Source organism: Streptomyces natalensis ATCC 27448, from assembly GCF_000935125.1.
Lineage (GTDB): Bacteria > Actinomycetota > Actinomycetes > Streptomycetales > Streptomycetaceae > Streptomyces > Streptomyces natalensis.
Map to the genome: position 1 here is coordinate 599,257 of NZ_JRKI01000061.1, position 19,674 is coordinate 618,930.

Consider the following 19,674-nt stretch of genomic DNA (forward strand, 5'->3'; position numbering starts at 1 on the left):
ACGACGGGGGCCCGGCCACGGCGGCCGGGCCCCCGTCCGCGTCCGGCTCCCTACTCGCCGGGCACCACGTGCCGCTCCTCCGCGAAATGACACGCCGACGGATGCCGGGCCGGGCCCTCCTCCCGGAACGCCTCGGGCACCTCCAGCGGCGGCACCACCTCGGCGCACAGCGGCTGGGCCTTCCAGCACCGGGTGCGGAAACGGCAGCCGGACGGCGGATCCGCGGGCGAGGGGACGTCACCGGTCAGCAGAATGCGCTCACGGTGCTCGCGAGCCTCCGGGTCGGGTACGGGCACGGCCGACAGCAGCGCCTGGGTGTAGGGGTGCGTCGGATGCTCGTAGATCTGCTCGTCCGTACCGGTCTCGGCGAGCCGTCCCAGGTACATCACCGCGACCCGGTCGGAGATGTGCCGGACGACGGACAGATCGTGGGCGATGAAGACATAGGAGAGGTCGAACTCGTCCTGGAGGGCCTCCAGGAGGTTGACGACCTGCGCCTGGACGGACACATCCAGCGCGGAGACCGGTTCGTCGGCGACGATGATCTCCGGCCGCAGCGCCAGCCCGCGGGCGATGCCGATGCGCTGCCGCTGGCCGCCGGAGAACTGATGCGGATAGCGGTTGATGTACTCCGGGTTGAGCCCCACCACATCCAGCAGGTCCTGCACCTTCTTGCGGCGGTCCCCCTTGGGCGCCGCCTCGGGGTGGATCTCGTAGGGCTCGCCGATGATGTCCCCGACCGTCATCCGGGGGTTGAGGGAGGTGTACGGATCCTGGAACACCATCTGGATGTTGCGCCGTACGGCCTTCAGCGCACGCCCGGACAGGGTGGCGATGTCCTGCCCCTGATAACGGATCTGACCGGACGTCGGCCGCTCCAGCCCCACCAGCATCTTGGCGAGGGTCGACTTCCCGCACCCCGACTCCCCCACGATGCCCAGCGTCTCGCCCTTGCGCAGATCGAAGGAGACCCCGTCGACGGCCTTGACCGCACCGATCTGCTTCTTGAAGAGCACGCCCCGGGTCAGCGGATAGTGCTTGACCAGATCCCGGATCTCCAGCACGGGCTCACCGAGCGCCGGCCGGCCGGGGTCGGCGAGGACACCGGGGGTGCCGTCGGGCCGGTCATCGGGCGCCATCGAGGGTCTCCTTCCAGAAGTGGCAGGCGCTGGCCCGGCCAGGGCCCACGTCGTACAGCGGCGGGCGGTCGGTCACGCAGATGTCGCGGGCGAGCGGACAGCGCGGGTTGAAGGGGCAGCCGGGCGGGATGGCGGTCAGGTTGGGCGGCAGGCCCTTGATCGCGTACAGCTCCTGGCCCTTGTGGTCCAGACGCGGGATGGATTCCAGCAGGCCGCGGGTGTACGGGTGGGCGGGCGCCTTGTAGAGCTGGTGGACCGGGGCGGTCTCCACGATCCGGCCCGCGTACATCACGGCGATGGTGTCGGCGACATCGGCGACCACCCCCAGATCGTGGGTGATCAGGATCAGGCCCATGCGGTATTCGCGCTGGAGCTCGGCGAGCAGGTCCATCACCTGGGCCTGGACGGTGACGTCGAGGGCGGTGGTCGGCTCGTCGGCGATGATCAGGTCGGGGGCCAGGGCCAGCGCCATCGCGATCATGATGCGCTGGCGCATCCCGCCGGAGAACTGGTGCGGATAGTCGCCCACCCGCGCCCGGGCCGCAGGGATGCCCACCCGCTCCATCAGCTCGACGGACCTGCCCCGCGCCTCCTTGCGCGACATCCCCTCGTGGACCTGGAACATCTCCCCCAGCTGGGCCCCGACGCTGAGCACCGGGTTCAGCGAGGACAGCGCGTCCTGGAAGATCATCGCCATCTTGGCGCCGCGCACCTTGCGCCGCTCCTCGCGGCCCAGGGTGAGCAGATCGCGGCCCTGGAAGAGGACCTCGCCACCGGTGACGAAACCCGGCGGGGAGTCGAGAATGCCCATGACGGCCTGTGCGGTGACGGACTTTCCGGAGCCGGACTCCCCCAGTACGGCCAGCGTCTGGCCCGCCGCCACCCGGTAGCTGACGCCGTTGACGGCCTTGGCGATGCCGTCGCGGGTACGGAACTCCACCCGCAGATCGCGCACCTCCAGCAGCGGCGCGGCCTCCTGGCCGGTGCCGGCCGGCGCCGGCTCGTCCGTATCGGTCATCGGCCCGCTCCTCAGCGCAGCTTGGGGTCGAGGGCGTCGCGTACGGCGTCGCCGAGCATGATGAACGCCAGCACCGTGATGCTCAGCGCGCCCGCGGGCCACAGCAGCATGTGCGGGGCGTTGCGGATGTAGGTGGAGGCCGCGGAGATGTCGATGCCCCAGGAGACGGTCGGCGGCTTCAGGCCCGCGCCCAGGTACGACAGCGTGGCCTCCAGGGCGATGTACGTCCCCAGGGCGATGGTCGCGACGACGATGACGGGCGCGACGGCGTTCGGTGTGATGTGCCGTAGCAGGAGGCGGCCGTTGCCGGCGCCCAGGGCGCGTGCCGCCTGGACGTAGTCGTTCTGTTTGGCGGTGACCACCGCGCCGCGGGCGATCCGGGAGATCTGCGGCCAGCCGAGCAGCACGATGAAACCGACCACCGGCCACACCGTGCTGCTGGTGATGACGGAGAGGAAGACCAGGCCGCCGAGGATCACCGGGATGCCGAAGAAGATGTCGGCGATCCGCGAGAGCAGGCCGTCCCACCAGCTGCCGAAGAATCCGGCCAGCCCGCCCAGCAGACTGCCCAGCAGGGCGGCGCCGGTGGTGGCGCAGACGCCGACGGTGATGGAGGCGCGGGCCCCGTAGACCACGCGGGTGTAGACGTCCCGGCCCTGGGTGTCGAAGCCGAAGGGGTGGCCGGGTTCGGCGCCCTGCTGGGCCTTGGCGAGGTCGGCGCGGTAGGGGTTGCCGCTCGCGATCAGCTGCGGCCAGATCGCGATGAGCACCAGGAAGACGATGACCAGCGCGGAGAGGACGAAGACGGGGTTGCGGCGCAGATCGTGCCAGGCGTCGCTCCACAGGCTGCGCGGTTTGCCGGCGGGTTCGCCGCCGGGCGGTCCGGCGCCCGGGACCCGTTCCAGCGATTCGGCCTCGCCGATGGCCAGCGCGGCGGAGCCGCCGTCGCCGTGCCCGATGGCTTCCCTGGCGGCGTAGGACTCGTACGGTTCGAGGGGCTCAGGCATAGCGGATCCTCGGGTCGAGGACGGCGTAGAGCAGATCGACGAGGAGATTGGCGATCAGGAAGACCATCACCAGAATCGTGACGAAGCCGACCACGGTCGGCGAATTCTGCCGCAGGATTCCCTGGTAGAGCTGGAATCCGACCCCGTGGATGTTGAAGATGCGCTCGGTGACGATGGCGCCGCCCATCAGCGCCCCGATATCGGTGCCGATGAAGGTGACGACGGGGATCAGCGAATTGCGCAGCAGATGGCGGGTGATGACGCGGCGCCGGGGAAGTCCCTTGGCGATGGCCGTACGGACGTAATCGGCGCGGGCGTTCTCCGCGAGGGAGGTACGGGTCAGCCGGGTGACATAGGCGAGCGAGACCAGCGCCAGTACCAGACCCGGCAACAGGAGTTCATTGAGCGGGGCTTCGGGGGACACGGTGGGCGCCGCCCATCCCCACTGCACCCCGAAAAGGAACTGGAGCACATAGCCGCTGACGAAGGTGGGGATGGAGACGACGACCAGCGTGAGCAGCAGCACCGAGGTGTCCACGCTCCGGCCGCGCCGCAGCCCGCTGAACACCCCCAGCACAATGCCCACGATCATCTCGATGACGATGGCGACGAGCGTGAGGCGGACGGTGACCGGAAAGGCGTCCTTCATCAGTTCGGTCACCGACTGGCCGTTGAACGCGGTGCCGAAATTCCCCTGGAAGATCTGCCCCATGTAGTGCAGATACTGCTTGTACAGCGGCTGGTCGAGATAGAGATCGGCGCGGATACGGGCGGCGGTGGCGGGGTCGGGCGCCCGGTCCCCGAAGAGCGCGGCGACCGGGTCGCCGAGCGCGTACACCATGAAGAAGATCAGGAAGGTGCTGCCGATGAACACCGGGATCATCTGGAGCAGCCGCCGGAGCACATAACGTCCCACCGCGGTCTCACTGCACCTTGATCTCGTTGAACACCGGCACGCTGAACGGATTCAGCGCTACATGGGAGAGGCGTGGGGAATAGCCGGCGCTGCCGTTCTGGTACCACAGCGGAATGGCCGGCATCTGCTGGGCCAGGATCTTCTCCGCGTCCTGGAACTTCGCCACCGCCTCGCCGGTGCCGGCCTGTGCATTCGCCTCGTTCACCAGCTTGTCGAAGCCGGCATTGCTGAACTTCCCGTCGTTGGAGGCCGCATCGGTGTAATACAGCGGCTGAAGGAAGTTCTGGATCAGCGGATAGTCCATCTGCCAGCCGGTCCGGAACGGCCCGGTCATCTGCTTCGCCGTGATCTTGTTGCGGAAGTCCGCGAACGTCCCGACCGGCGCACCGACACATGCGCTGTCGGTGTCCAGCGTGTTGTTGATGCTGTTGCAGATCGCGTCGATCCAGTCCTTGTGCGACCCGGTGTCCGCGTTGTAGGCGAGCGCCATCTTCCCGCCGGGCAGCCCGCCGCCCTCCTGGATCAGCTTCTTGGCCTTGGCGGGGTCGTACTCGCAGGCCGGGCCGCACACTCCCGCCTGGTAACCGCCCTTCTCCCCCAGCACGGGCGAGGTCCAGTCCGTCGCGGGCGTCCGGGTCTTCTGGAAGATCTCCTTGGTGATCTGGTCCCGGTTGATCGCCATCGAGATGCCCTGGCGCAGCTTTTCCTTCCCCGTGCCGCCCCAGTTGTTGTCGTACATCGGGAAGGTGAGGGTCTGGATGATCCCGGCCGGCTGGTTGATGTAGCGGTTTCCCAGATCCCGTTTGACGTTCTTGAGCTGCGCCGCCGGGATGTCGTCGACCAGATCCAGATTCCCCGCCTGGAGGTCGGTGTAGGCGGTGTTGTTGTCCGTGTAGACCCGCAGATCGATACCGGCGTTCTCCGCGGGATCGGGCCCCTTGTACCCGTCCCACTTCCGCATCTTCATCACGCTGCCCTTGGTGTACGACTCCACCGTGTACGGGCCGTCGCCGATCGGCTTCTTCACATAGGCGTCGTGGTCGGTAAAGAACGCCTTCGGCAGCGGCATGAAGGCGGAGTAGCCCAGGGTGTCGGGCCAGCTGGCGAACTTCTGGTTGAGCGTGACGGTAAAGGTCCTGTCGTCCTTCACGGCCAGCCCCGACAGCGTTTTGGCGGTCGGTGTGCCGCTTTGGGGGTGCACCTTGTCGAACCCGTCGATGTACTGGAAGAAGGACGCGTTCTTCTGCTTGTTGGTGAGCAGTGCACCGTAATTCCATGCATCCACAAAGGAATTGGCGGTGACCGGCTGCCCGTTGCTGAAGGTCCAGCCGCCCTTCAGCGTCACGGTGAAATGCTGTGAGTCCTTCGTTTCGATCCTGTCCGCGAGCACATTCTCCGCGGCGCCGGTCTTGGGGTTGTAGCGCTTGAGCCCCCGGAAGAGCATCTCCATGACCTTGCCGCCCTGCACCTCATTGGTGTTCGCGGGCTCCAGCGGATTCTGCGGATCCCCCCAGGACGAGCTGAGCACCCCGGAACCCTTCGTCCCGCCGCCCCCGCCGCCGCAGGCCGCGGCCGCGAGGGCGACGGCGATGGCGCATACGGCCCATTTCGCACGGGTGGCTCCACGCATGGGGTGCTGCCTCCTCAGATTTCCCGAGACGCCTAGGCCATATAAGAGCGCAAAAGGAGTGATAATTCACCCAGCACCGAACCCCAGCGCTTCGAAAACCCGAGAAAACCCTCGTCTGCCTCAGAGGGGGCGGGGCCGATGACCCGAATGGGCCAGCCGACGAAGGGGCCGACCGACGAATGGGCCGGTCGGTGATTGGACCGGTCGGTGATTGGACCGGTCGACGCGAGGGGGCGCCGACCGGCCGTCCGCTTGACGCCCCCGTCCCCACTGACCATGATCGGCCGGGACCGATCGGGGGAGAATGAGCGACGGTTACGGGGCGGCCCCCACAAACCGCCCGATGCGACGGGCACTTGGGCCGGGGCTTGAGCGCCCCCGGTTCCGTATGCCCCGCGCCGGGAGTCTGGTCAGCGCCGCGCTCCTGCTGCCGTCGAACCTGGCCCTCGGCTACCTGCTCTTCCTGGCCGTCGCCGCCTCACCCGACGGCCCCTGGGACGAGGCCGAATCCGCGGCCACCGTCCAGGTCGTGTCCCTGCTGTCCGGCGCACTGGCCCTCGCCGTCGCCCTGCTGACGCTGTTCATCCTGGCGACGCAATGGCTGCGCAGCCGCTGGTGGCTCGCGGTGCCGGGGCTGGTGCTGGCCGGCTCCGTCATCCGCTGGCTCTTCCCTTCGGCCTGACCGGCGCGGCGGACCGCGCGGGAGCACTCGCCACGGAAGCGGACAGCGCCCGGAGCACCCGTACAAAACTCTCCCGCTCAGCGACCGGGAAGGAGGCCAGCAGCTCCTCCTCGCCCCGCTGGATGTCCGCCTGAACGGCGTCCCGCAGCCGCCGCCCCTCCGGGGTGATCGACAGCAGCCGTACCCGCCGGTCCGCCGGATCGGGCCGGCGACGGATCAGCCCCCGCTCGTCCAGATCGTCCAGCACGGCGATGATCCGCGTCTTGTCCGCCCCGATGGCCTCGGCCAGCGCCGCCTGCGACCGGACCGGGGTCTCCTCGTCGAGCCGCAGCAGCACGGAATACGCCCACATGGCCAGGCCGTGCGCCTCCAGGACGGGCAGCTCGGCGGCGATCAGGGACCGGGACAACGGCACCATCATCGCCGCAAGATCGGGGCGTCGTTCCGCTCCGGCCGCCACCGCTTCCGCCGCCGCCCGGTCCCGGTCTCCGCCGCCCTTGCCTGCGTTCTTGCTCACGCCCGTGCCCATGCCCCAGAAAATACCCCTTGACAGATCATAAGCACGAGCAGATCGTAAGCACGTGAATACGAATCTCGGCGCTTTGAGCACTCCGAAAGCCCTGAACGGCCTCAACGGCCTCAACGGCCTGAACGCCGAGGCCGTGCGCGGCAGCGTTGCCGTCGTACGCCGTCTCACCCCCGCCGACCTGTCCCGTCCCACGCCCTGCGCCGACTGGACCCTGGCGGATCTGCTCGCCCATATGACCGTCCAGCACCGGGGGTTCGCGGCCGCCGCACGCGGAGACGGGCAGGATCTGGCGCACTGGGCGCAACGCCCCCTCGCCAAGGACCCCGTTGCGGACTACGCCGACGCGGCCGACGACGTCCTCGCGGCGTTCGCCTCCGTGGACCGCCCCGACCGCCCCTTCGCCCTCCCCGAGTTCAAGGCCGCCCAGACGTTCCCGGCCCTGCACGCGATCGGCTTCCACTTCATCGACTACGTCGTCCACGGCTGGGACGTCGCCCGCACCCTGGATCTCCCGTACGCCCCCGACCCGGCGCTCCTGGAAGCCGCCCTTCCGATCGCCCACGCCGTCCCCTCGGGCGACGACTACCGGCTGGCCCCGGGCAGCGCCTTCGCCCCGCCCCTCCAGGCCGGCGACGGGGGAAGTCTTCTCGACCGGATCCTGACCACCCTGGGCCGCTCCCCGTCGTGGAGCCCGGCATGCCCCTCCTGAGGTCCGCCTGGACGCCCGGCCCGGCCCATGCCCACCCCGGCCCGGTCCTCGTCAGCCTCACCGATCTCACGCTCCCCCGGCGCCTCGATCTGCCGGGCGTCTATCGCGCGGCCCGCCGTCTCACTGCCGGGTGGCCGGACCTCGAAGGGGCGGTCGGCGTATGGCTATGGGCGTCCCCGGGCGCCCGCCGCTGCGGCGCGGTCGCCGTGTGGCGCGACGAGGCCGCCCTACGGGGGTTCGTCGCCTGGCCGCCGCATGTCGACGTCATGCGGCGCTACCGGGGGCGCGGGGCGCTGTCCTCGGCCACGTGGACGGCGCCCCGCTGCGATCCGTCCGGAATCCGGGCCCGCGCACGGGCCAGCATCTCCCTTCAGCGGAAGGCGAGTTGATAACCCACCCGTCACTGTCGCAGGTCTGCTGTCGTCGTCGCCTCAGGCGACGTCCCTGCGCGACACCGCCACATAGGAGACGAACCCCACGATCGCGATCAGCCAGTAGAGGCTGACCGGCCCGGTCCCCAGCCCCAGCCCGCCGTGACGGGCCGACACCGCCATCCAGTCCGCGATCGAGGCACCCAGCGGCCGGGTCACGACATACGCGAACCAGAAGGCCGGAATGGCACCCAGCCCGAACTTCCACCGCCCCAGCGCCGGAACGGCCATCACCGCGGCGAACATTCCGATGGATCCGAGATATCCCAGCGCCATGGTGCCGGCCGTCATATCTCCGGCGGCCGTGCCGAGCGCGAAGGTTGCCAGCACCGTGGCCCAGTAAAAGCCTTCCCGGCGCCGGGTGTAAATGCTGTGAATCGACAGCGTTTTCTCACTCGCGTACCAGATCGCGAAAACAGCGGCCAGAACGCCCAGGAATATAAGAGTGGACGTGAGATACGGAACCCCCAGTCCCACATGGGCCACATCGGCGGCCATCGTCCCGAACACGCTCACCATCACGATGGCGGTCCAGTAGATCCAGGCCACATACCGCCGCACCCAGAACTGCACCACCACGGCGACCAGCAGCGCGACGCCCGCGACCCCGACCGCCGTCACGGGGTCGAGCAGATGCGCCAGGTAATCAGAAAGCGTTTCACCCATTCCCGTGGTCAGCAACTTGATGATCCAGAAGTACACCGTGACTTCCGGAACCTTGCTCATCGCATTCCGCGCAGGGGCCATTACGGGCCGATCCTGCTGGAGTTGGCCTGTCGTCATGGTCGGCAAGGATGGCATACCGAATTCGCCGGACGATCATCCCCCGGCTCGTCACGAAAGAGGTAAGAGGGAGGTAGGAGTTGTTGCGATTTCCGGTGTGAATGGGGAGCGATGAATTGCCCTCAATGTGGCGGCATGGGCGGGTCGGGCGCGGTTGCTCGCGCCCCTCGCCCTACTCGTCGGAAAAGGCGAGCGAGGCTCGGCGGTACGGCTGCGCGACGGCGGCCAGGCGGTGCGGGCTCCACAGGTCGTCGTCATCGCTGAGGCTCAACTCGCCTCCGCGCCGCAGCAACCAGATCTGCTCGGACTGGAAGTGCAGTACGGCGTCCCCGCCGACCCGGCTCAACAGGCCGTCCACCAGCCGGACCATGTCGTCCTGCTGGTCGAGCAACGAGCTCCCCCGACCGAGCCGGAAGAACGCCCACACCGTCGTCAAGATCCCGAGGTCGCCGACCACCGGATCCCACGACCGCGGCCAGTCGTGCACCTTCTCTTCGCCCACACGGATCCAGGTTCCCCCCGTGGTCACCACGCCGTCACCGAGTACCAGCTCGGCGCCGGCCGCCACGCCGAACAGCCCGGCGGACCGCCCGACGTCGCACAGCGCCCCGGCGACCTCCTCCGCGGACATCGCCGTCGCCATATCAAGATCGTAGGAAATGGCCATGCCGGATGCCGGGTCAGCTTTCCGCGCCCGTGGCGCCCGTGTCGCCCGTCGCCCCCTCGACGATCAGCCGCTTGCTGTCCATGTTCCGCGTACGCAGAGGCGCAATCGCCTGATAGGCCGCCGAGTCGTTCCATTCGTGCGCGGCCTCGGCACTCGGGAATTCGAGCACGACTATCCGGCCGGGCTGCCAGTCGCCTTCGATGACCTCATACGCTCCCCCACGCACGAGAAACCGCCCACCGTAGGGTTCGAGCGTCGCCTGGACCCCTGCGCGGTACTGCTCCACCTCGCCGACGTCGCCGGTCAGTTGGACATCCGCGATCACATAAGCGCTCATGCGCCCAGACGGTACCCGCGCCACCCACTCACTGCATGCGCATTACGGTCCCGCCCTTCAGGGACCGCACGAGGCCCCGGAGGGCGGCGGCGCTGGTGGCCATCACGGTCGCGGGGGCGTCGCTTTCGCGGAGGTGGCGGGCGCCGGACGGGGCGGCGGCAACCTCGACGCATTGGTCGGACCCCGGTTCGCTGAAGCTGGACTTCTGCCAGATGAGTTGAGACATCTGCGCCTTCCTAGAGCAGGGGGTACAAGAGCCGCTGGATCAGCCCCAGCGAGTCCTTCGCCAGGTGCGCCTCAGGTTGGACAGCAGCGTCTACCGGAGGCAAGGCCGTTTCGCTCAGGCTAGCGAACCAACCGTTGTACCGAGCCAGTGAGTCCTCGTCTCCCAGGTTCAGCGACTTCTCGATGTGAGGCACGACGACGGTGCCCAACTCGGCCACTGCTGGCTCGATCAGCGTGAAGGGTGTACCGAATGGCGACGGACCGTCGAACGGCAAGATCTGAATCGTCACGTTTGGCCGCCGGGACGCCTCGATCAGCCGCAACAACTGGTTGCGCATGACCCCTGGGCTCCCCAAGGTCACGTGGAGAGCGGCTTCGTGGATGATCGCGTGAAATTGAGGCGGGCGCTCGTCGGTCAGTATTTCTTGCCGTCGCATGCGGAACTCGACGTCGAGATCCTGCTCTTCGGGTGACACACGGGCGTAGCCACGCCTGAAGGCGGCCGTCGCGTACGCCTGAGTCTGAAGCAGAACCGGGACGAACGTCGGCTCGTATGTGACCAGTCGCGCCGCGCCAGCCTCCAGCCCGGCCACATCCAGCAACGACGGCCTGACTCGCCCTTGGTAGGCGCTCCACCACCCCTTACCTGGGTCCTGCCCCATCTCCACCAGCGCGTCTACATACGTTGGGTTTACCCCATCCACTTCGCGCGAGAGGGCACGCAGCCGCTCCGGCGATAGACCCGTGCGACCGGACTCGACGGCGCTGATGTGCCCTTGGCGCATCCCCATCACCGCTGCACCCTGACCCACAGTCAAGCCCGCACGCTCGCGCAACTTACGAACCTCTGCCCCAAACCGTCGCTGACGGTATGTGGGGTTGACCCTGAGCCCCATAACTCGCTCCCCTGAAGGTTCGGTTGTGAAAACCCAACGCTAGCCGCTACCGTAAGTGCGGCGCCAGTCACAGCAGGCAACTACCTGGAGGCTGCCACATGAGCACGCCCAGCGAGACCTGGTCCTACGGACTCTTCATCCCCCACGATCCCCGAGCAGTCGGCGTCGTACGAGCGGCGCTACGCCACATCCTCGCCGGGGCGAAGCTCAACTGCCTAGCCGACACCGCGGAGTTGATGGTGTCGGAGCTGGTGACCAACGCCTACCGCTACACCAAAACAGACGCGTACGTGAGCGTCGACCGATCGCCCCACGACCTCACCATCGCCGTCTGGGACACCGGAACCGGCACCCCGGAACAACAAAAGGCCGCGCCCGACGACGAGACCGGGCGCGGCCTCGGCATCGTCGATGCCTGTGCCGACTCGTGGGGCGTGCGGGACTACCCCAACGGGAAGTCGGTGTGGTTCACGTTGGCCCCGCAGGCATAGAAACAGGCACAGAAACAGGCAGAGGAACGGCGACAACAGGCAGAGAAACGGCGACGGGGCGCCCCTCCCGGAGGAGGGGCGCCCCGTCACACAACAGGCAGAAGATCAGCCGTGCTTCGCACGCGACGCCGCGCGGGCGCGCTCGCGGGCGTCCAGGTTGACCTTGCGGATGCGGACCGCCTCGGGGGTCACCTCGACGCACTCGTCATCGCGGCAGAACTCCAGGGACTGCTCCAGGGAGAGCTTGCGCGGCGGGACGATGGCCTCGAACGAGTCGGCCGAGGACGACCGCATGTTGGTGAGCTTCTTCTCCTTGGTGATGTTGACGTCCATGTCGTCGGAGCGGGAGTTCTCGCCGACGATCATGCCCTCGTACACCTCGGTGCCCGGCTCGGTGAAGAGCACGCCGCGCTCCTGGAGGTTGGTCATCGCGAAGGCGGTGACCGCGCCGGAGCGGTCGGCGACCAGGGAGCCGTTGTTGCGGGTCTGGAGGGTGCCGAACCAGGGCTCGTGGCCCTCGTGGATGGAGTGCGCGATGCCCGTACCGCGGGTGTTGGTCAGGAACTCCGTACGGAAGCCGATCAGACCGCGGGAGGGGACGACGAACTCCATGCGGACCCAGCCGGAGCCGTGGTTGGACATGTTGTCCATGCGGCCCTTGCGGGTGCCCATGAGCTGGGTGACGGCGCCCATGTGCTCCTCGGGCACGTCGATCGTCATACGCTCGACGGGCTCGTAGGTCTTGCCGTCGACCTCCTTGGTGACCACCTGCGGCTTGCCGATGGTCATCTCGAAGCCCTCGCGGCGCATCTGCTCGACCAGGATGGCCAGCGCCAGCTCACCGCGGCCCTGCACCTCCCAGGCGTCGGGGCGCTCGGTGTCCAGGACGCGCAGCGAGACGTTACCGATCAGCTCGCGCTCCAGGCGGTCCTTGACCTGGCGGGCGGTGACCTTGCGATCCTTTATCGCGGACTTGGCGTCCGCGCCCTTGCCCGTGCCGCCGCGGCCGACCAGCGGGGAGGTGTTGGTGCCGATGGTCATGGAGATGGCCGGCTCGTCCACCGTGATCAGGGGGAGGGCGATGGGGTTCTCCGGGTCGGCCAGGGTCTCGCCGATCATGATGTCGGGGATACCCGCGACCGCGCAGATGTCGCCCGGGCCGGCCTTCTCGGCGGGCTTGCGGGTGAGCGCCTCGGTCATCATCAGCTCGCTGATGCGGACGTTGGCGACCGTGCCGTCGCGCTTGATCCAGGCGACGGTCTGGCCCTTCTTCAGCTCGCCCTGCTCGACGCGGAGCAGCGCGATACGGCCGAGGAAGTTGTCGGCGTCGAGGTTGGTGACGTGGGCCTGGAGGGGGGCCGTCTCGTCGTACTCGGGGGCCGGGACGTGCTCCAGGATCGTGGAGAAGAACGGCTCCAGGTTGGTGCTGTCCGCCGGGACGGTGCCGTCCTCCGGCTTGGTCAGCGAGGCGATGCCGTCACGGCCGCAGGCGTAGACGATCGGGAACTCGATCTGCTCCTCGTCCGCGTCCAGGTCGAGGAAGAGGTCGTAGGTCTCGTTGACGACCTCGTCGATCCGGGAGTCCGGGCGGTCCGTCTTGTTGATGCACAGGATGACGGGCAGCCGCTGCTGGAGGGCCTTGCGCAGCACGAAGCGGGTCTGCGGGAGCGGACCCTCGGAGGCGTCCACCAGCAGGACGACCGCGTCGACCATCGACAGACCGCGCTCGACCTCGCCACCGAAGTCGGCGTGGCCGGGGGTGTCGATGATGTTGATCGTGATCACGTCCCCGCCGTCCTTGGGGTGGTACTTGACGGCGGTGTTCTTGGCCAGGATCGTGATGCCCTTCTCACGCTCCAGGTCGTTCGAGTCCATGACGCGGTCGTCGACGGACTCCAGCTGGTGGGCGGCGAACGCGCCGGCCTGCTTGAGCATGGCGTCGACGATGGTCGTCTTGCCGTGGTCGACGTGGGCGACGATGGCTACGTTGCGAATGTCATGGCGCGTGGGCACTAGCGGTGCTTCTCCCGGAATCGTGGTTGGCTACGCGTACGGACCGGTACGCGCGCCCGCCGGGCTTGGATGACGCCACGGCCTCACCCCATGGTACGGGGCTGCGGCGACAACGGCCGCCGCAGCCCGTTTCCACCCACGCTGACCTGCGATTTCTCACCGGTTGTTAGCTCTGGCTGCACCTTTACTTCGTGTAGCCGATGTCTTGGAAGCGCGGCGAGGCGAAACCGAACGCGCCGATGTTGGCGAGGCCCTTTCTGGTCGCCACGAGCTCCGGGCGCTGATAGAGGGGGATGGATCCGGCCACCGCCCAGATCCGGGCGTCGGCCTGCGCCATCAGATGCTCCGCCGCGTCCTCGTCCAGCTCGGAGGCCGCCTGGTCGAAGAGCTGGTCGATGTGGTCGGTGCCGACGCGGGTGTAGTTCTCTTCGACGGTCAGCGAGCCGTCGGCGGCGGGTTCGGGCTTGGCGTAGATGGGGCGGGCGTCGGTGGCCGGATAGGCGGTGCCCGGCCAGGAGTACAGCGCCAGGTCGTAGTCGCCGGCGGCGATGTGGTCCTGGAAGTAACTGGCGTCGGCGACCTGCTGGACGGAGGTCTGGATGCCGACCTTGGCGAGCATGGCCGAGATGCGCTCCCCCACGGTGCGCAGCTGCTCGGAGCCCGCGCCGTCGGGGAGGACGAAGCGCAGGGTGAGCGGTTTGCCGTTCTTGCGCAGGGCGGGGACGACGGTCGTCTTCTTGCGCGGCCCGCCCTTGGCCCGGGAGTCCGCGCCCTTGGCCCGGGAGTCGTCGTCGGCGGGCAACTGCGCGGCGGCCACCGGGCGCGCCGGCTCCTCGTCGGCGCGGGCCTCGCGGGCCTGCTCAGCGCTCATCGGGCGGGCCTCGGCGGGGCCGGTGTCCTGGCCGGTCTCGATCCGCTCGGCGGCGCCCAGCGCCCGCGCGGCGCGCCGCTGGTAGGCCCGGGAGGTCGTGCCGGCGCCGGCCTGCTCCTGGGCGGCGGCCTCGGCCTTGTAGAGGGCGGCGCTCTGGTGCAGCAGCGCGGAGCGCTGGACCTCGGCGCCGACCGCGCCGGCGGCGGAGAGCGGGGCCTCGGCGGCGGCGGGCCGGGCACCGGGGCCGTAGTCCTGCGTGACGGCGCCGGGAGCGGCGGCCCGGTCGGCGTGCCCGGGGCGCTCCGGGTTGCGGCCGTCCGTGGTGCCCCGCTTGCGGGACGGCTCCCTCGCGGCGCCCGAGGTGCTGGGCGCGGCCGCGTGCGGCTTCTGCTTGGCCTGCTCCGTGAGGCCGCCCGGCTTCCAGCCCGCGTCGGCCAGCAGCGACCGGGCCGCGTCGGCGTCCGGCCCGCCGACCGCGTCGCTGTGGTCCTCATAGCCCTCCTGCCCGGCCATCAGCAGATGGCTGCCGAGCGGGCCGGCGGGCAGGCTGAGCGGCTTGAGGACGGTGTCGGCGAGCGCCTGGCGGTCGATGGCGCGGGCCACGGCGCGGCGGACGCGTTCGTCGCTGAGCGGGCCGGTGCTGCCGTTGAGGGCGAGCTGGGTGTAGGCGGGCTCCAGGGCCCTGCGGACGGTGTAGCCGCGCAGGGCGGTGCGGGCCGCCGGTTTCACGTCCGTACGGGCCCTGGATCCCGAGCCCGCAGGGTGGCCTGCCGAGGCGACCTTGCGGGCGGCGGCCTGGTCGACCTCGGCGACGTCGACGGCCCCGGCGGCGAGGGCGGCGGCCCGGCGCTCGCGCGGCAGCTCGGTGAAGACGATCCGGTCGAGCTTGGCACGGGCGCCCCACCACCTGGGGTTGCGGACCAGGGTGAGGCGGTCGCCGTGCGCCGCCCGCTCGGCCATCATGAACGGCCCGGCCGCGACCTTGAGCCGCTCGCGGGTGCCGTCGTTGAAGGCGTCCGCGTCGCCCATCACGCTCTGCGGGTAGAGGGGGGTGAACAGGGAGCGCCAGTCGGCATAGGGGCGGGCGAAGGTGACCTTGACCTCGCCCCGGTGCGCGCCCTGGGCGACCTTGGCGATCCGGTCGTACCCGGCATTGCGGGCGGTCCAGAAGGCGTTGTCCTTGCCGCGGAGCGCCTTCCACTGGGCGAGGAAGTCGGCGGCGCCGATCCGGCGGCCGTCGCTCCAGCGCGCCTTGGGGTTGATCTTGTAGGTGACGACCTGCTTGGGGTCGCGGGCGGTGATGTCGGCGGCGTCCAGGTAGTCGGCATTGCGCTGCGGGCGGCCGCGCTCGTCGAGGGTGAAGAGAGTGGGCAGCACCGCGCCGGTGATCCGGGTGGTGGTGGCGTCGGCGTCGGCCTGGAAGGCGTTGAAGGTGCCGGGCATGCTGTCAACGGCCCACCGGAGGGTGCCGCCGTCCTTCAGCCGTTCCCGGGCGGCCGGGGCGATGTCCTGGGAGGCGGCGGCCGCCGCGTCCGACCCGTCGTCGCCGCTGCATCCGGCCAGGACCGGCAGCGGGAGCAGGACCCCGGCCGCGATCAGTGCGGCACAGCGGCGCGTGCGGCACGCTGAGCTGACTTGGTCGGTCATGGTCGTTACCTCCGAGGCTCGCCCGCGTCGCGCCAACACGTCCGGCCGACTTTGCGGCTCATCACATCTATGGCTCCCCTACTGAAGGCGACCGGTCCCGGCGCGGCCGCAGGACACGTCGTCTGCCGTAACAACCTCACCCGTCCGGCCCCTCAAGAGGCCCGGAGGAACGGGAAACGCGACCCGAACGGCGGTGTGTCACCGGCCACTTCGGTGCCTTGCGCGCCGCCGCGTACGACCCGCCGCCGTACCGGCGTTCGAGGGGTGTCGCGGAGCAGGATTGCCGAAACGCACCGGTTCGAGTCGTAATCGCGCCTGCCCCCTTCCCAACGCCTACTGTGACGCGCGACACTCGCGGGCGCATGAGATCGCCCAGCACACCCTTCGGAGGTGAGGGCACGTATGTCCCTTCAGGACGCATTGACGGCGGTGGAACGCCATCTGACCGAGCTGATCCGGTCCGTGGCGCGGCTGGAGGAACAGGTCGGCACCGGGCTGGACATGCGACGGGTGCGCAGCGACGCCAATCATCTGCGCGAAAGCCTCGGCCTGCTCAAGGAGAGCGCGACGGGCGCGAAGCCGGCCCGGCCCGGAACCGGGGACGAGATGGTGCCGATCCCGGATGCGCCGTACGACGCCAAGCTGTGGACGGACGCCGAGGACGAGGGGCTCGGCGCCAAGGACCGGCATGCGCCTTAGGGGCCGGGCACCGCTCGCCTTGCACCGCCCACCCACCGGAAGTACCCACCGGAAGTACCCACCACGGAGACCGACGTTGGCCACTGGTACCGAACCCTCATCGCAAGCGGGCGCGAGCGGCGTGCATGCCGCCTCGCGGGCCGCGATTCCCGCCCGTCATCTGCGGACCGACAGATGGTGGCTGGCCCCGGCCTGCACCGCCGCCGGGCTGCTCGCGTTCGTCGTCTACTCGACCTGGCGGGCCTTCGCGAACGCGGACTACTACCACGCGCCCTATGTGTCGCCGTTCTACTCGCCGTGCCTGGCCCAGAACTGCCAGACCATGCACGGCGGCCCCAACTGGGAGATCTTCGGGCCCTGGTGGGGCCTGTCCCCCGCCCTGCTGATCCTGATCTTCCCGCTGGGCTTCCGGCTGACCTGCTACTACTACCGCAAGGCCTACTACCGCGGCTTCTGGGCCTCGCCGCCGGCCTGCGCGGTCGCCGAACCGCACAAGAAGTACACCGGCGAGACCCGCTTCCCGCTGATCCTCCAGAACATCCACCGCTACTTCTTCTACTTCGCGGTGCTGGTGGCCTGTGTCCTGACGTTCGACACCGTGCTGGCCTTCCGCGACGAGCACCACCGCTGGGGCCATATGGGCCTGGGCACCCTGGTCTTCCTGGCGAACATCGTGCTGATCTGGGCGTACACCCTCTCCTGCCACTCCTGCCGGCACATCGTCGGCGGCCGGCTGCGGCACTTCTCCAAGCACCCCGTCCGCTACCGGCTGTGGGGCTGGGTCGGCAAGCTCAACGAGCGGCACATGCTGCTGGCCTGGTGCTCGCTGTTCAGCGTCGGATTCGCCGATCTGTACGTGTATCTGCTGGCCACCGGGGCCTTCGCCGACCCGCGGTTCTTCTGAGCCGCGGCCGCATCGCGGCGGCCCCCCATTCAAATCCGTAACGAAAGGTGTGGCGTCTGATGGCGCACGTGGACCGGCAGGCATGGGACGTGGTCGTGGTGGGCGCCGGCGGGGCCGGACTGCGCGCCGCGATCGAGGCCCGCGAGGCGGGTATGCGCACGGCCGTGATCTGCAAGTCCCTGTTCGGCAAGGCCCATACGGTGATGGCCGAGGGCGGTATCGCGGCCAGCATGGGCAATGTCAACGAGGGCGACAACTGGCAGGTGCACTTCCGCGACACCATGCGCGGCGGCAAGTTCCTCAACCACTGGCGGATGGCCGAACTCCACGCCCGGGAGGCCCCCGACCGGGTCTGGGAGCTGGAGACCTGGGGCGCGCTCTTCGACCGTACGCCCGACGGCCGGATCTCCCAGCGCAACTTCGGCGGCCATGAATACCCGCGGCTGGCGCACGTCGGCGACCGTACGGGGCTGGAGCTGATCCGTACCCTCCAGCAGAAGATCGTCTCGTTGCAGCAGGCCGACGAGCAGGAATTCGGCGCGTACGACGCCCGGTTGAAGGTTTTCCAGGAGTGCACGGTCACCCGCGTCCTGAAAGCGTCGACGAGCGGCTCCGCCGCGGGGTCCGGCAAGGTCGCGGGCGCCTTCTGCTACGAGCGCGAGTCCGGCCGCTTCTTCGTCCTGGAGGCGCCGGCCGTGGTGCTGGCCACCGGCGGGATCGGCAAGTCCTTCAAGGTGACGTCGAATTCGTGGGAGTACACGGGCGACGGGCACGCCCTGGCGCTGCTGGCCGGGGCCTCGCTGATCAACATGGAGTTCGTGCAGTTCCATCCGACGGGGATGGTCTGGCCGCCGTCGGTCAAGGGGATCCTCGTCACCGAGTCCGTCCGGGGTGACGGCGGGGTGCTGCGCAACAGCGAGGGCCGGCGCTTCATGTTCGACTACATCCCGGACGTCTTCAAGGAGAAGTACGCGCAGACGGAGGCCGAGGGCGACCGCTGGTACGACGACCCCGACAACAACCGCCGGCCGCCCGAGCTGCTCCCCCGCGACGAGGTCGCCCGCGCCATCAACGCCGAGGTCAAGGCGGGCCGCGGCTCCCCGCACGGCGGGGTCTTCCTGGACGTCTCGACGCGGATGCCGGCCGAGGTGATCAAACGGCGGCTGCCGTCGATGCACCATCAGTTCAAGGAACTGGCGGACGTGGACATCACCGCCGAGCCGATGGAGGTCGGGCCGACCTGCCATTACGTGATGGGCGGGGTGGAGGTCGACCCGGACACCGCGGCGGCCAACGGCGTGCCCGGACTGTTCGCGGCCGGTGAGGTGGCCGGCGGGATGCACGGCTCCAACCGGCTGGGCGGCAACTCCCTGTCCGACCTGCTGGTCTTCGGGCGGCGGGCGGGGCTGTACGCCGCCGAGTACGCCGCGGCGACGGCCGCGCGGCCGGTGCCCGACGAGCGGGAGGTGGACGCGGCCGAGGCGGAGGCGCTGCGGCCCTTCAGCGCCGAGGACGAGCAGCCGGGCGCCGTCCACGACGGGGGCCCGGCGGAGAATCCGTACACCCTCCACCAGGAACTCCAGCAGGCGATGAACGACCTGGTGGGGATCATCCGCCGGGAGGGCGAGATGGCCGAGGCGCTCAAGCGGCTGGCCGGGCTGCGGGTACGGGCCCGGCGGGCGGGCGTCGAGGGGCACCGGCAGTACAACCCCGGCTGGCACCTGGCGATCGATCTGCGCAACATGCTGCTGGTCAGCGAGTGTGTGGCGCGGGCCGCGCTGGAGCGCGAGGAGAGCCGCGGCGGGCACACCCGCGACGACCACCCGACGATGGACCGGCGCTGGCGCAACATCAACCTGGTCTGCGAGCTGGCCGACGGCCGGACGGAGGCGGACCCGGCGCTGGGCCAGATCCGGCTGAGCCGCCGGGAGACCCCGCCGATCCGCCCCGATCTCCTCGGACTCTTCGAGAAGGAGGAGCTGGTGAAGTATCTGACGGACGAGGAGCTGAGCCGGTGAGCGTGCAGAACGTGGGCGGCCGGGAGACGGACGGGACGGACGGAACGGGCGGGCACGGCGTG

General features: G+C 69.4%; 20 protein-coding genes. 7 read left to right on the forward strand and 13 right to left on the reverse strand.

Going from position 1 to position 19,674, the window contains the following annotated elements; all coding sequences use genetic code 11:
- Positions 1 to 50 precede the first annotated feature (50 nt).
- The 5 genes from SNA_RS33380 to SNA_RS33400 are packed head-to-tail and all read right to left on the reverse strand — an operon-like array spanning position 51 to position 5,710.
- Positions 51 to 1,139: an ABC transporter ATP-binding protein gene (locus SNA_RS33380; RefSeq protein ID WP_051877286.1), complete on the reverse strand. Its 1,089-nt coding sequence runs from the start codon at positions 1,137 to 1,139 to the stop codon at positions 51 to 53.
- Positions 1,126 to 2,157, reverse strand: a complete 1,032-nt coding sequence (locus SNA_RS33385; RefSeq protein WP_044368088.1) for an ABC transporter ATP-binding protein — start codon at positions 2,155 to 2,157, stop codon at positions 1,126 to 1,128. The genes SNA_RS33380 and SNA_RS33385 overlap by 14 nt, the downstream gene beginning before the upstream one ends.
- A gap of 11 nt (positions 2,158 to 2,168) precedes the next feature.
- Entirely contained in the window at positions 2,169 to 3,164 is a 996-nt protein-coding gene (locus tag SNA_RS33390) for an ABC transporter permease (RefSeq protein ID WP_030065887.1), read from the reverse strand.
- Positions 3,157 to 4,080 carry an ABC transporter permease gene (locus tag SNA_RS33395; RefSeq protein WP_030065886.1) on the reverse strand — a complete coding sequence of 308 codons (924 nt, stop codon included), beginning with the start codon at positions 4,078 to 4,080 and terminating at the stop codon, positions 3,157 to 3,159. The genes SNA_RS33390 and SNA_RS33395 overlap by 8 nt, the downstream gene beginning before the upstream one ends.
- A 7-nt stretch (positions 4,081 to 4,087) precedes the next feature.
- Positions 4,088 to 5,710 carry a peptide ABC transporter substrate-binding protein gene (locus SNA_RS33400; RefSeq protein WP_030065885.1) on the reverse strand — a complete coding sequence of 541 codons (1,623 nt, stop codon included), beginning with the start codon at positions 5,708 to 5,710 and terminating at the stop codon, positions 4,088 to 4,090.
- A 343-nt stretch (positions 5,711 to 6,053) separates the two neighbouring features.
- Here SNA_RS33400 and SNA_RS33405 point away from each other — a divergent pair, with 343 nt between their 5' ends.
- A complete protein-coding gene (locus SNA_RS33405) occupies positions 6,054 to 6,392 on the forward strand; it encodes a hypothetical protein (RefSeq protein WP_157880159.1) in 339 nt (112 codons plus the stop codon).
- On the opposite strand, the gene SNA_RS33410 is transcribed toward SNA_RS33405, so the two are convergent.
- Positions 6,364 to 6,909 (reverse strand): MarR family winged helix-turn-helix transcriptional regulator, encoded by a 546-nt coding sequence (locus tag SNA_RS33410; protein WP_241779934.1) that lies wholly within the window; start codon positions 6,907 to 6,909, stop codon positions 6,364 to 6,366. The genes SNA_RS33405 and SNA_RS33410 overlap by 29 nt on opposite strands.
- An 85-nt stretch (positions 6,910 to 6,994) precedes the next feature.
- Between SNA_RS33410 and SNA_RS33415 the strand changes: the two genes are divergently transcribed.
- Both SNA_RS33415 and SNA_RS33420 read left to right on the forward strand, forming a co-directional pair.
- On the forward strand, positions 6,995 to 7,630 hold the full coding sequence (locus tag SNA_RS33415; protein ID WP_044368090.1) for a TIGR03086 family metal-binding protein: 636 nt from the start codon (positions 6,995 to 6,997) through the stop codon (positions 7,628 to 7,630).
- Entirely contained in the window at positions 7,618 to 8,019 is a 402-nt protein-coding gene (locus SNA_RS33420; protein ID WP_044368092.1) for a hypothetical protein, read from the forward strand. Before SNA_RS33415 ends, SNA_RS33420 begins: the two co-directional genes overlap by 13 nt.
- 42 nt (positions 8,020 to 8,061) lie before the next feature.
- On the opposite strand, the gene SNA_RS33425 is transcribed toward SNA_RS33420, so the two are convergent.
- From SNA_RS33425 to SNA_RS33445, 5 genes are all read right to left on the reverse strand, one after another.
- Positions 8,062 to 8,787, reverse strand: coding sequence for a COG4705 family protein (locus tag SNA_RS33425; RefSeq protein ID WP_338059838.1), 726 nt, complete (start codon positions 8,785 to 8,787; stop codon positions 8,062 to 8,064).
- A gap of 229 nt (positions 8,788 to 9,016) precedes the next feature.
- A complete protein-coding gene (locus SNA_RS33430) occupies positions 9,017 to 9,511 on the reverse strand; it encodes a SitI3 family protein (protein WP_030065879.1) in 495 nt (164 codons plus the stop codon).
- A gap of 13 nt (positions 9,512 to 9,524) precedes the next feature.
- Positions 9,525 to 9,848: a DUF1330 domain-containing protein gene (locus SNA_RS33435; RefSeq protein ID WP_044368094.1), complete on the reverse strand. Its 324-nt coding sequence runs from the start codon at positions 9,846 to 9,848 to the stop codon at positions 9,525 to 9,527.
- Positions 9,849 to 9,876: 28 nt separating this feature from the next.
- Positions 9,877 to 10,074, reverse strand: a complete 198-nt coding sequence (locus SNA_RS33440) for a DUF397 domain-containing protein (protein WP_030065877.1) — start codon at positions 10,072 to 10,074, stop codon at positions 9,877 to 9,879.
- A 10-nt stretch (positions 10,075 to 10,084) separates the two neighbouring features.
- Positions 10,085 to 10,969, reverse strand: a complete 885-nt coding sequence (locus tag SNA_RS33445) for a helix-turn-helix domain-containing protein (protein ID WP_030065876.1) — start codon at positions 10,967 to 10,969, stop codon at positions 10,085 to 10,087.
- 98 nt (positions 10,970 to 11,067) lie between these two features.
- On the opposite strand from SNA_RS33445, the gene SNA_RS33450 reads away from it, so the two are divergent.
- Positions 11,068 to 11,460: an ATP-binding protein gene (locus tag SNA_RS33450; RefSeq protein WP_030065875.1), complete on the forward strand. Its 393-nt coding sequence runs from the start codon at positions 11,068 to 11,070 to the stop codon at positions 11,458 to 11,460.
- 105 nt (positions 11,461 to 11,565) lie between these two features.
- Here the strand turns inward: SNA_RS33450 and typA are convergent, their stop codons facing one another.
- Together typA and SNA_RS33460 are read right to left on the reverse strand one after the other, a co-directional pair.
- Entirely contained in the window at positions 11,566 to 13,473 is a 1,908-nt protein-coding gene (gene typA / locus SNA_RS33455; protein WP_030065874.1) for a translational GTPase TypA, read from the reverse strand.
- Between the two features lie 184 nt (positions 13,474 to 13,657).
- Complete coding sequence (locus SNA_RS33460; protein WP_044368096.1) at positions 13,658 to 15,991, reverse strand: ABC transporter family substrate-binding protein; 2,334 nt, start codon at positions 15,989 to 15,991, stop codon at positions 13,658 to 13,660.
- Positions 15,992 to 16,393: 402 nt separating this feature from the next.
- Here SNA_RS33460 and SNA_RS33465 point away from each other — a divergent pair, with 402 nt between their 5' ends.
- The 3 genes from SNA_RS33465 (at position 16,394) to SNA_RS33475 (ending at position 19,612) form a co-directional block, all read left to right on the forward strand.
- Positions 16,394 to 16,690: a hypothetical protein gene (locus SNA_RS33465; RefSeq protein ID WP_030065870.1), complete on the forward strand. Its 297-nt coding sequence runs from the start codon at positions 16,394 to 16,396 to the stop codon at positions 16,688 to 16,690.
- 76 nt (positions 16,691 to 16,766) lie between these two features.
- On the forward strand, positions 16,767 to 17,594 hold the full coding sequence (locus SNA_RS33470; protein WP_030065869.1) for a hypothetical protein: 828 nt from the start codon (positions 16,767 to 16,769) through the stop codon (positions 17,592 to 17,594).
- 59 nt (positions 17,595 to 17,653) lie between these two features.
- Positions 17,654 to 19,612, forward strand: a complete 1,959-nt coding sequence (locus tag SNA_RS33475) for a fumarate reductase/succinate dehydrogenase flavoprotein subunit (RefSeq protein WP_044368098.1) — start codon at positions 17,654 to 17,656, stop codon at positions 19,610 to 19,612.
- Positions 19,613 to 19,674 lie beyond the last annotated feature (62 nt).

What these genes read in the sequence shown, in the direction of transcription:
- SNA_RS33380 (WP_051877286.1), bottom strand. Translation starts at nt 1,139, where the DNA reads ATGGCGCCCGATGACCGGCCCGACGGCACCCCCGGTGTCCTCGCCGAC.
- SNA_RS33445 (WP_030065876.1), bottom strand. Translation starts at nt 10,969, where the DNA reads ATGGGGCTCAGGGTCAACCCCACATACCGTCAGCGACGGTTTGGGGCA.
- SNA_RS33425 (WP_338059838.1), bottom strand. Translation starts at nt 8,787, where the DNA reads ATGAGCAAGGTTCCGGAAGTCACGGTGTACTTCTGGATCATCAAGTTG.
- SNA_RS33465 (WP_030065870.1), top strand. Translation starts at nt 16,394, where the DNA reads ATGTCCCTTCAGGACGCATTGACGGCGGTGGAACGCCATCTGACCGAG.
- SNA_RS33385 (WP_044368088.1), bottom strand. Translation starts at nt 2,157, where the DNA reads ATGACCGATACGGACGAGCCGGCGCCGGCCGGCACCGGCCAGGAGGCC.
- SNA_RS33400 (WP_030065885.1), bottom strand. Translation starts at nt 5,710, where the DNA reads ATGCGTGGAGCCACCCGTGCGAAATGGGCCGTATGCGCCATCGCCGTC.
- SNA_RS33475 (WP_044368098.1), top strand. Translation starts at nt 17,654, where the DNA reads ATGGCGCACGTGGACCGGCAGGCATGGGACGTGGTCGTGGTGGGCGCC.
- SNA_RS33390 (WP_030065887.1), bottom strand. Translation starts at nt 3,164, where the DNA reads ATGCCTGAGCCCCTCGAACCGTACGAGTCCTACGCCGCCAGGGAAGCC.
- SNA_RS33405 (WP_157880159.1), top strand. Translation starts at nt 6,054, where the DNA reads ATGCGACGGGCACTTGGGCCGGGGCTTGAGCGCCCCCGGTTCCGTATG.
- SNA_RS33430 (WP_030065879.1), bottom strand. Translation starts at nt 9,511, where the DNA reads ATGGCCATTTCCTACGATCTTGATATGGCGACGGCGATGTCCGCGGAG.
- SNA_RS33460 (WP_044368096.1), bottom strand. Translation starts at nt 15,991, where the DNA reads ATGACCGACCAAGTCAGCTCAGCGTGCCGCACGCGCCGCTGTGCCGCA.
- SNA_RS33435 (WP_044368094.1), bottom strand. Translation starts at nt 9,848, where the DNA reads ATGAGCGCTTATGTGATCGCGGATGTCCAACTGACCGGCGACGTCGGC.
- SNA_RS33450 (WP_030065875.1), top strand. Translation starts at nt 11,068, where the DNA reads ATGAGCACGCCCAGCGAGACCTGGTCCTACGGACTCTTCATCCCCCAC.
- SNA_RS33440 (WP_030065877.1), bottom strand. Translation starts at nt 10,074, where the DNA reads ATGTCTCAACTCATCTGGCAGAAGTCCAGCTTCAGCGAACCGGGGTCC.
- SNA_RS33420 (WP_044368092.1), top strand. Translation starts at nt 7,618, where the DNA reads ATGCCCCTCCTGAGGTCCGCCTGGACGCCCGGCCCGGCCCATGCCCAC.